The organism is Mycobacterium sp. 1165178.9 (assembly GCF_001673555.1).
Lineage (GTDB): Bacteria > Actinomycetota > Actinomycetes > Mycobacteriales > Mycobacteriaceae > Mycobacterium.
In genome coordinates this window covers 1-10131 of sequence record NZ_LZMB01000393.1, presented here as the reverse complement: position 1 = coordinate 10131, position 10131 = coordinate 1, and the positions used below count along the sequence as shown (strand labels likewise).

Below are 10131 nucleotides of genomic sequence, written 5' to 3'. Positions count from 1 at the left end.
CCGATCAGGGCCAGCACCGGCTCAGGCACGTCAGGATCGGTGAACACCAAAGCGGCGTTCGCCAGCACCGTGGCGGCCCGGGTCGTCAGCAATCCCGGGTCACCCGGGCCGGAACCCACGTACGTGATGCGGCCGGGTGTCGGCTTACGCCCTCGCGTCGTCATTGTCGCTCCCACGTAACTCGCATTTAACTTCCTCGCGCCGGGTCTTGCCGCGCTTCGCTCATCAGCTCTCGCGCGCCCAGCTCGAACAGCTCCGCGGCCACCGAAAGCCCAAGCTCTCGTGCCCGATCGGGACTGCCGATACCGGACGCGCGGATCACGTCGGACCCGTCCAACGCCGCCACGGTGCTGGCGAACGCCGCTTTGGTGTTCACCGATCCTGACGTGCCTGAGCCGGTGCTGGCCCTGATCGGCAAAGACCTGCCACCGGTTTCCGGCCCGGCCCCGGCCGAGGAGGCCGGCCCGAACGGCGACAGCGGTGCCGTCCAGGGCAAGGCGCAGCCCGCGGTGATATCCGGTGGTCCCGATATCCGCCCGGCGCTGGGTGAGCCCGCCGAGGTGGCCAAGACGCTGACCAGCGAGGCGAAGACGGGCGTCGACGTGGTGCGCCTGGTGGCCGGCGACCCGCTGACGGTCGACGCGGTCATCACGGAGGTCAACGCCGTCGCGCGGAGCCACGTGCACATCGAGATCGTGCCAGGGCTGGCCCCCAGCGACGCCGTCCCGACGTACGCGGGGTTGCCGCTGGGCTCCTCGCACACGGTCGCCGACGTGCGCGGCGACGTGGACTGGGAGGCGTTGGCCGCGGCGCCCGGTCCGCTGATCCTGCAGGCCACGTCGTCGCATCTGGCTGATGCCGCCCGCACCCTGATCGAGCACGAGCTGGCCGAGAACACCCCGTGCGTGGTGACCGCGCACGGCACCACCTGTCAGCAGCGTTCCATCGAAACCACGCTGCACGGTCTGACCGACTCGGCGGTGCTGGGCGGTACCGACCCCGCCGGTCCGCTGACCGGCCCGCTAGTGGTGACCATCGGCAAGACGGTGGCCAGCCGGGCGAAGCTGAACTGGTGGGAGAGCCGTGCGCTGTACGGCTGGTCGGTGTTGGTGCCGCGCACCAAGGATCAGGCCGGCGAGATGAGTGAGCGCCTGACCTCCTACGGCGCCCTGCCGATCGAGGTGCCGACCATTGCCGTCGAGCCGCCGCGCAGCCCGGCCCAGATGGAAAGGGCCGTCAAGGGATTGGTCGACGGCCGCTTCCAGTGGGTGGTGTTCACCTCCACCAACGCTGTGCGCGCGGTATGGGAGAAGTTCGGCGAGTTCGGTTTGGATGCGCGCGCGTTCTCCGGAGTGAAGATCGCGTGTGTGGGCGAGTCGACCGCCGACCGGGTCCGCGCGTTCGGGATCAGCCCCGAACTGGTGCCGGCCGGCGAACAGTCCTCGTTGGGCCTGCTCGACGACTTCCCGCCCTACGACAGCATTTTCGACCCGGTCAACCGGGTGTTGCTGCCGCGGGCCGACATCGCCACCGAGACGCTGGCCGAGGGCCTGCGCGAACGGGGTTGGGAGATCGAGGATGTCACCGCCTACCGGACAGTGCGGGCCGCCCCGCCGCCGGCGGAGACTCGGGAAATGATCAAGACCGGTGGATTCGACGCGGTCTGCTTCACGTCCAGCTCGACGGTGCGAAACCTGGTCGGCATCGCCGGCAAGCCGCACGCACGGACGATCATCGCCTGCATCGGTCCCAAGACCGCTGAGACCGCAGCCGAATTCGGTCTGCGGGTCGATGTCCAGCCCGATACCGCCGCGGTTGGCCCGCTGGTGGACGCGCTGGCCGAACACGCCGCGCGGTTGCGCGCCGAGGGTGCGCTGCCACCGCCGCGCAAAAAGAGCCGCAGGCGTTAGTGGCGATCGCAAGGGCGGCGCGGCCGGGCGCAGTCCCCCGCAAGCGGGCGGTGCCCCCAGGTCGCCACCGAGGGAGCTAGCATGGCGTACCCGCGGCAGCGCCCGCGTCGGCTTCGCACCACCCCGGCAGTGCGTCGATTGGTGGCGCAAACATCCTTGGAGCCAAGGCATTTGGTGCTGCCGATGTTCGTCGCCGACGGCATCGACGAGCCCCGGCCCATCAGTTCCATGCCGGGCGTGGTGCAGCACACCCGTGAATCGTTGCGCAGCGCGGCCGCCGGTGCCGTCGCCGCGGGGGTGGGCGGGCTGATGCTGTTCGGCGTGCCGCGTGACGAGGACAAGGATTCGGTCGGGTCAGTCGGGACCGACCCCGATGGCATCCTCAATGTCGCGCTGCGGGACTTGGCCAAGGACCTCGGCGAGGCCACCGTGTTGATGGCCGACACCTGCCTGGACGAATTCACCGACCACGGTCACTGCGGCGTCCTCGACGACCGGGGCCGGGTCGACAACGACGCCACCGTGGCCCGGTATGTGGAACTCGCTGTGGCGCAAGCTGAATCGGGAGCCCACGTGGTGGGGCCGAGCGGCATGATGGACGGACAGGTGGGTGCGATTCGCGACGGGTTGGACGCCGCGGGCTTCACCGACGTCGCGATCCTGGCCTACGCCGCCAAGTTCGCCTCGGTGTTCTACGGCCCGTTTCGTGAGGCGGTCAGTTCCAGCCTCTCCGGTGACCGGCGCACCTATCAGCAGGAGGCGGGCAACGCCCGGGAGGCGCTGCGCGAGATCGAGCTCGATCTCGACGAGGGCGCCGACATCGTGATGATCAAGCCGGCGATGAGTTATCTCGACGTGGTCGCCGCCGCGGCGGACGTTTCGCCGGTTCCCGTCGCCGCCTATCAAGTGTCGGGAGAATACGCGATGATTCGCGCTGCGGCCGCGAACAATTGGATCGACGAGCGCGCCGCGGCGCTGGAGTCGCTGACCAGCATCCGGCGCGCCGGAGCCGACATCGTTCTCACCTATTGGGCCGCGGATGCGGCAGGGTGGCTCTCGTGAGACGGGGCTTGCGATGACTACCGACAGCGACGCCGCACCCAAGCCGTTGTTCTACGAGCCCGGCGCCAGCTGGTGGTGGTTGGCGTGCGGCCCGGCAGCGGCGGTGGCCATGGTCCTGATCGAAATCTGGAGCGGTGCCCCGGTGTCGCTGGTGGTGCCCGCGATCTTCCTGGTGATGGTCTCGGCGTTCCTGGGGATACAGGTGAAGGCCGCACGGATTCACGTCTCGGTCGAGCTCACCGAAGACGCCCTGCGCCAGGGCACGGAAACGATTCTGGTTCGTGAAATCGTCAAGGTGTACCCCGAGGCCGACAACCACGAAGCCTCCGAGAAAGACGTGGCGAGGTGGCAGTCGGCCCGGGCGCTCGGCGAACTGGTCGGAGTGCCGCGCGGACGCGTCGGCATCGGCCTCAAACTCACTAACCAGCGCACGGCCCAAGCCTGGGCGCGTCGTCATCGTCAGCTGCGGGCGGCGCTGACCCCACTGGTCCAGGAGCGGGTGGAGCCCACCCGATCGATCGACGGGGATCGGGACGACGACGCCGGGACGGCCCAATGAACCCCCACCGCCGCGCGATGCTCGAGCTCGGCCTGGCCTGCGTCGCGCTCATCTGCTCGGGGCTGAGCTGGCGGCACTCGCATCACATGGTGACCGTGGCACCCATCGCGAGCGGGCAGCCCTCCACCACGTCGCTGACTTACGACCCGCAGCTGCTACTGCTGACGCTGGTGTTGTTGACGGGCGCCGGGGTGCTGGCGATCGTCGGGATTGCCAGGCTGCGACGCGCGCGCTCGCGACCTACAGCGGCTTCCTGACCAGCGGCAGCGCCATCCGTCGGCGCAGCGCGATGGCGTCCGCCCGATCCTGCAGGGCCTCGTGAACCGAGCGCATGATCGGAAAATTCGCGTCATGACCGGTGTCATCCAGCACCTGGGTCACCGCTGAGCTGGCGACCAGGGTCCAGTCCACCCCGGCGGCGCGACAATCGGCGTCGAACGCGTACAGCAGCGAGATGCCGGTCTCAGCAAATCCGCCGACGTCGGCGACGTCGAGCACCACAGGGTTTTCTCCGAGCGTGAAACGCGCAATGTGATCGCTGATGCGGTCGACATTCGCATCGTTTATTTCGCCGCGGATGTGCACGACTGTCGCGAGGTGGCGATGGTGCGCCCGGACCTGCGCGCCTTCGCACTCAAACACGCAGTTGTCGTGGCCAGTCTGGCTGCCTGCGATCGTCATGCAGACCCCTCACTCTCCGTGGCGCTCGCGCCATCTTCGGCGGGTCGAACGCTCGCCAAAGAACGTCTTCGACGCTAGGCGCCAAGCATAAGGAGACCGGAAGCCGGGCCTAACGCTTTGCTAAGAAACACTCGTGGGCCCACCGGGATACCGCGCTGAGCAAACGCCCAGCGGGATATCGAGCACGGGGAATACCCCGGAACCCGGTGTGCCACACCACGACCGTCCCCGCATGACGGTGATTGCGCTGCTAGGCTGCCAAGGCTGCCGGTTGCTGGTCGGGGCGTTCAATTGGCGAGAAATCCCACTCAGTCGGCGTAGCAGAACGAAACACCAGGATTCGGACGGGAAGAGCAGCGTGCGGGGCACAGAGATCAGGGGCGAGATCACGGCCCTGACGGGGCTCCGTATCGTCGCCGCGGTCTGGGTGGTGCTGTTCCACTTCCGGCCGATGCTCGGCGATGTGTCGACCGATTTCCGCGACGCCCTCGCACCGGTGCTCAATTGCGGCGCCCAGGGCGTCGACCTCTTCTTCATCCTCAGCGGATTCGTGCTGACGTATAACTACCTCGACCGCATGGGCCGGTCCTGGTCGACCCGCGCCACGCTGCATTTCCTGTGGCTGCGACTGGCCCGGGTGTGGCCGGTGTACCTGGTCACCTTGCACATCGCCGCCCTGTGGGTGATCTTCACCCTGCACGTCGGCCATGTGCCGTCGCCGGATGCCGCGCAACTCACCGCGATCAGCTACGTGCGCCAAATCCTGTTGGTGCAGTTGTGGTTCGTGCCCTTCTTCGATGACTCGAGTTGGGACGGGCCGGCCTGGTCGATCAGCGCGGAATGGCTGGCCTATGTGCTGTTCGCCGTTATGGTCCTGGTCCTGTTGCGGATGAAACAGGCGACCAGGGCGCGCAGCCTGATGGTCCTGGCGTTCGCGGCATCGCTGCCGCCGGTGCTGATGTTGCTCGCCAGCGGCCAGTTCTACACACCGTGGAGTTGGCTGCCGCGAATCGTCACGCAGTTCACGGCGGGAGCGCTGGCCTGTGCCGCGGTGCGCAGACTGCGGCTCGGCGATCGCGGCCGCCGCGTCGCCGGATTCCTCTCCCTGCTTCTCCTGGCCGCCGTGGTGGGCGTGCTGTATTGGTTTGGCGCGCACCCGATATCGGGAGTGGTGGAGAATGACAGCGGCGGCGTCGTCGACGTGTTGTTCGTTCCGCTGGTGATTTCGCTGGCCATCGGGCTCGGTAGCCTGCCGAGGGTCCTGTCGGCCCGGGTGATGGTGTACGGCGGCAAGATCTCGTTCTGCCTGTACATGGTGCATGAGCTGGTGCACACCGCCTGGGGCTGGGCCGTGGAGCAATTCGAGCTCAATACCCTGGACAACCCGTGGAAGTGGAACGTCATCGGCCTGCTGGCGATTGCCCTGGTCGCCTCTGTGCTGCTGTATCACGGCGTCGAGGAGCCGGGCCGCCGGTGGATGCGCAAGATGGTCGATGTCCGAGCCGTCAACGCGGCAAGCGATCCCGGCGAGTCGGGCAGTAAGCTGCATCCGATCGACCGTCCGCTGGAAGCGGTTTCGGCCCGCGCGGTGTGATGGCCGCCTCAGCGGCCGGCCGCGACTCACGGGGAATACTTGATGAGGACGCGGCGGCACCCAACGATGCCGTTGACAGTGGAGGTGAGAGTGAGTCGTCTGGCCACCTTTCTCATTGGGTTGAGTTTTCTGGCGGGCGTGGGTATCGCATACCCGGCGCAGGTGCGCACCTACGAGACGCTGACGCTCGACTTTCGGCTGAATCACGTGGCGGTGGTGGGTGATTCGTACACCACCGGAACCGATGAGGGCGGTCTGGGTTCGAGATCGTGGACGTCACGCGCCTTTCAGGCACTCGGTTCCCGCGGTGCGCGGATCTCGGGCAGCGTGGCCGCGGAAGGCAAAGCCGGTTATGCCACGCCGGGCGACCATGGCAGTGTCTTCGAGGATCTGACCGCGAAGGCGGTCGAGCCGGACGACGCGCTGGTGGTGTTCTTCGGCTCCCGCAACGACCAGGGGGTCGATCCAGCGACGCTGACGGTAAAGACCAACGCCGCTTTGGCTCTGGCGCGCCGGCTGGCGCCGGCGGCGCGGCTGCTGGTGATAGGACCGCCGTGGCCGACGGCCGACGTGCCGCCGTCGATGTTTCTGATTCGCGACATCCTCGGCGGCGCGGCCGGGGCGGCGGGGGCGACGTTCATCGACCCGATCGCCGAACACTGGTTCGTCGGCCGGCCCGACTTGATCGGAGCCGATGGGGTGCATCCGAATGACGCAGGGCACCAATACATGGCGGACAAGATCGTGCCGCTGATTCGCTCGCAGCTGTCGACCTGACTCAGGGCTGGCGGTGTGGTTGCCGAGCCGAAACCGGGACGGCACAGCGAGTTTCGGGTGGATCTGGCTCAGTCGTCCGCGTGCCGTTCGTAGTCCCAGCGCTCCAAGCGGTCTTGGACCTGGAGGAACCCGATTCCGGCGAAGGGCGCGGCTACTGCGACGCAGACCAGCAATAGCGGTGACATGACCCTAAAACCTCCAAAAGTCCTTCACTGATCTGACGTTGGTCAGCCATGAGAAGTTCATTCACTACTCACCCGCTTGCCAGGGCGCGGTCCGCGAGCGCACCCAGCAGCGGTGCCACCAACTGCGCGTATTCGGTTGTCACGTGGTTGTCGTCGCGGAACACCAGGGTGTTGCCGACGATGATCGGGCAGCGGTCGGGGGTACAGAACATGTCGGTCAGGTCGGCGTAGTGGCCGCCGGCGCGGACCGTCGCCGCCTGCTCAGCGGCGATCCCGTCGCCGTCCACGGCCCCGGATTTCGTTGGTGTGCAGGCGTTTACGTCGTCTAGGTGAGCGGACAGGCACGTCGGCGCGGACGAATGCGGGTCGGGAGCAGGCCCCAACACGAGGACCGTCGCGCCGGTGCCGCGCAGCTGCGCCACGGTGCGTCCCACGGTGTCGATCCATGCCGGGTCATAGGAGGTGAAGCCGAAGTCTCCGCCGTAGCGCCGGCTCATGTCCAGCACGATCAGGCGGGGGTGTTCGGCGTTCATCCGGCCCATGATCTGCGGGCGCCACTGTTCGCATTCGGTGTATTCGCGGCCCAGGTACGGGCTCACGATGTGCAGGTCCTGCAGCGGGCAGGTCACTTTGGCCAGCGTCTCCAGTCGCCAGTGCCGCTGCTCGGCGAGTCGCTCGAAGGCGGGGTTCCACATGGCGGCGTGCGAGTCGCCGATCAGCGCGACGGTCGTCGGCGAGGCGGTGTCGCCCGTCGCGCACTCGCTTTGCCCGACATCGCGCCAAGAGCGCACGCAGCCGTTGACGAACACGGCGGCCTTATCGGCGGGCGCCTTGGCCAGCGGCGGGTCCAGGTTCGACGGGACGGCTCGCAGGCCGACGGCCGCCGCGAGCGCCTCGCGGGCTTGATCGAACGCCTGACGAACCGCCGCCTCCTGGGGACTGGCGGCCGGGACGCCGGTCGGCGGCGCCGCGATGATGTTGGCGCGTGGTGCCGCCACCCCGTGGCCCACCGGCGCGGGGATCACGTTGAGCAGCAGCATGCACGCGCACGCGGTGGCGGCACTGGCGCCGCCCGCCACGACCAGGCTGACTTTCGCCGACCGGCGCAGCGCCGCGGCGAAGCGGCCCGGGTTCTCCACCAAGTGCAGCGTGATGACGGCGAGCCCGGCGGAGACGGCCGTCGCGCTCAGCCTGGCCGGTAGCCCCGCCGGCTCCCCGAGCAGCGCGGGCATCAGCAGCAGCACCGGCCAGTGCCACAGGTACCACGAGTACGAGATCCGGCCGACCGCGCGCATCGCCGGGCGACACAGCAGGCGCCCGGCCCCCAGCCCGCCGGTGACGGCGCCGCCGCCGATGATGAGCGCGGTGCCCAGCACCGGCAGCAGGGCCTCCGTGCCGGGATACGGGGTGTGGGAGTCGAGTTGGGTGCAGGTCAGCAGGATCATCGCCAGGCCGCCCCACCCGGCGATCGACGCGGTCCGCGCCGACAGCCTTCGCCACTGCGGGAGCGAGAGGGCCACCAGGCCACCGGCGGCCAACTCCCAGGCGCGGGTGGGCAGCGAGAAGAACGCCCACGACGGCGAGGTGCGGGTCCACAGCGCGCCCGCCGTCAACGACGCCGCCGCGACCACCGCGAGGATCACCGCGTACGGGGTCGCGCGCGTCGCGGCCCCGCGAAGCGGCGGAATGCGCCCGGCCGACCACGCGACGGCGATGATCAGCACCGGCCACACCAGGTAGAACTGCTCTTCCACCCCGAGAGACCAATAGTGCTGGAAGGGCGAAGCGGCCTCGGAGGCCAGGTAGTCGGTGCCGCGGACCGCAAACCGATAGTTGCCGACATACAGGGCGCTGGCGATGCCGTCGAGGAACACGCTGCGCGCCTGCAGCGGAGGCAGCACGACGGCGGCGCCGATCGCGGTGATGGTGCCGACGATGGCCGCGGCCGGCAGCAGCCGCCGGGCGCGCGCGCCGTAAAACCGGCCCAGCGCAACGGTATTCGTGGTGTTCGCCTCGCGAAAGAGCAGCCCGGTTATCAGGAAGCCGGAGATGACGAAGAAGACGTCCACACCGATGTAGCCGCCGGTGATCCCAGGGACGCCCGCGTGATAGAGCACGACCGCGACCACGGCGACGGCGCGCAGTCCCTCGATGTCGGGCCGGAATCCTTTTCGGGGAGTCCGCCGCCCCACCTGGTGTGGGGTGCCGGCGACTGAATTCTCCCGAAGTGTCATCTGCGTGGGCTAGGTCGCCATCCAGGCAAGCTCACCGGGCAGTTGGCTGCGCCAGTAGGCGACGTCGTGTCCGCCGAGGGAGAAACTGCCGGCCGGCGGATTCTTCAACTGATAGACGAATTGCTTTGTGGCGAAATAGAAGCGGTCGAAGTTGCCGCAGTCCACGCGCAGCGGAATTGAATTCAGCGCGGGCAGCCCCAGCACGCTGTTCTGCACAAAGTCATCATTGCTGTCGAACGCTCCGGGCGCGCTCAGCGGATACGAGGTGTACAGCGCCGGGCTGATGGCGCAGATGCCCGCCGTCCGTGCGGGCCCCAGCTTGGCACCCAGGCGAAGCGCACCGTATCCGCCCATCGACCACCCCATGAAGCCGACCCGGGAAGTGTCGAAACCCATGGTGGACAGCATCGGTAGCAGCTCGTCGAGCACCATGGCACCGGAGTCCTCGCCGGAAGTCCTTTTGTGCCAATAGGTGTTGCCGCCGTCGACGCCGACCACCGCGAACGGCGGCTTGCCCTCCTTGGCCAGCTGGGCGAGCCCGTCCGGGACGCCCATGTCGATCATCTGGTTGGCATCGCCGTCCATCCCGTGCAGCGCGATCACGGGGCGCAGCGCACCGGTCTGGCCGGGCGGCATGGCGATCACGTAGTTGGTCTTGATGCCCCCGCGGGCCGCCGACACGAACGAGCCGGTAAGCCGGGTCGGCAGGGTCTTGCCCGCCGCCGATGGCTCGAACGGCGCGGGAGCCTGCGGCAATGTCGCGGCGCGCGACGCGGCCGGAGCCAGCAGCGAGCCGAAGGTGAGCACGCCGGCGGCTCCGAGGCTGGCACCGGCGCCCATCCGGAACACCGCTCGGCGTGTGAGGTCAGGCATGATCGCAATGATGCCGCGCTGAGCGGGGATTACCCGCCGAGCCACGCCGTATTGGAAGCATTGTGTGATCTGGCGTGACCTTTCGGTCACGAAGCGGTGATCCTGTGACCCAGGGCGGCGCCGAGTTGCACCGGATCGTAGTCATGGTAACGCCGATTCCGGCGGTTGCCGCCGCCCAAATCATTGCGATCGTATTGCCTTCTCGGACAGCGGGAGACGCGGTCACACCGCCCGTCCGGCCGGTGCCATATTGCCC

The 10131-nt window shown here is 68.3% G+C and carries 10 protein-coding genes and 1 pseudogene; 6 read left to right on the top strand and 5 right to left on the bottom strand.

Features of this window, described 5'->3' with window-relative positions:
- Positions 1-164 (bottom strand): SAM-dependent methyltransferase (locus tag A5652_RS26960; RefSeq protein WP_156745146.1); only part of this gene is annotated, 164 nt, incomplete at its 3' end.
- Between the two features lie 23 nt (positions 165-187).
- A pseudogene (locus A5652_RS28675) lies at positions 188-349 on the bottom strand (hydroxymethylbilane synthase); the annotation flags it as partial.
- Here A5652_RS28675 and A5652_RS17210 point away from each other — a divergent pair.
- From A5652_RS17210 to A5652_RS17195, 4 genes are all read left to right on the top strand, one after another.
- On the top strand, positions 297-1910 hold the full coding sequence (locus tag A5652_RS17210) for a uroporphyrinogen-III synthase (protein ID WP_067353861.1): 1614 nt from the start codon (positions 297-299) through the stop codon (positions 1908-1910). The pseudogene A5652_RS28675 and the gene A5652_RS17210 overlap by 53 nt on opposite strands.
- Positions 1911-1991: 81 nt before the next feature.
- A complete protein-coding gene (gene hemB / locus A5652_RS17205) occupies positions 1992-2972 on the top strand; it encodes a porphobilinogen synthase (protein ID WP_082983963.1) in 981 nt (326 codons plus the stop codon).
- Positions 2973-2985: 13 nt separating this feature from the next.
- Positions 2986-3531, top strand: coding sequence for a DUF3093 domain-containing protein (locus A5652_RS17200; RefSeq protein WP_067353871.1), 546 nt, complete (start codon positions 2986-2988; stop codon positions 3529-3531).
- Complete coding sequence (locus tag A5652_RS17195; RefSeq protein ID WP_067353857.1) at positions 3528-3788, top strand: hypothetical protein; 261 nt, start codon at positions 3528-3530, stop codon at positions 3786-3788. Before A5652_RS17200 ends, A5652_RS17195 begins: the two co-directional genes overlap by 4 nt.
- On the opposite strand, the gene A5652_RS17190 is transcribed toward A5652_RS17195, so the two are convergent.
- Complete coding sequence (locus tag A5652_RS17190) at positions 3772-4212, bottom strand: STAS domain-containing protein (protein WP_067353853.1); 441 nt, start codon at positions 4210-4212, stop codon at positions 3772-3774. The genes A5652_RS17195 and A5652_RS17190 overlap by 17 nt on opposite strands.
- A 358-nt stretch (positions 4213-4570) precedes the next feature.
- On the opposite strand from A5652_RS17190, the gene A5652_RS17185 reads away from it, so the two are divergent.
- A complete protein-coding gene (locus A5652_RS17185) occupies positions 4571-5806 on the top strand; it encodes an acyltransferase (RefSeq protein WP_067353850.1) in 1236 nt (411 codons plus the stop codon).
- A 90-nt stretch (positions 5807-5896) separates the two neighbouring features.
- Complete coding sequence (locus A5652_RS17180; protein ID WP_067353848.1) at positions 5897-6583, top strand: GDSL lipase; 687 nt, start codon at positions 5897-5899, stop codon at positions 6581-6583.
- 253 nt (positions 6584-6836) lie between these two features.
- Here the strand turns inward: A5652_RS17180 and A5652_RS17175 are convergent, their stop codons facing one another.
- The gene (locus A5652_RS17175; protein WP_082983962.1) at positions 6837-8960 is read right to left on the bottom strand and encodes an acyltransferase family protein; all 2124 of its coding nucleotides are present in this window, start codon (positions 8958-8960) and stop codon (positions 6837-6839) included.
- Positions 8961-9011: 51 nt separating this feature from the next.
- Positions 9012-9887 carry an esterase family protein gene (locus tag A5652_RS17170; protein ID WP_232001226.1) on the bottom strand — a complete coding sequence of 292 codons (876 nt, stop codon included), beginning with the start codon at positions 9885-9887 and terminating at the stop codon, positions 9012-9014.
- Positions 9888-10131: the final 244 nt, after the last annotated feature.

Excerpts from the sequence above, each read along its gene's own strand:
- A5652_RS17195 (WP_067353857.1), top strand. The coding sequence starts at position 3,528 with ATGAACCCCCACCGCCGCGCGATGCTCGAGCTCGGCCTGGCCTGCGTC.
- A5652_RS17200 (WP_067353871.1), top strand. The coding sequence starts at position 2,986 with ATGACTACCGACAGCGACGCCGCACCCAAGCCGTTGTTCTACGAGCCC.
- hemB (WP_082983963.1), top strand. The coding sequence starts at position 1,992 with ATGGCGTACCCGCGGCAGCGCCCGCGTCGGCTTCGCACCACCCCGGCA.
- A5652_RS17190 (WP_067353853.1), bottom strand. The coding sequence starts at position 4,212 with ATGACGATCGCAGGCAGCCAGACTGGCCACGACAACTGCGTGTTTGAG.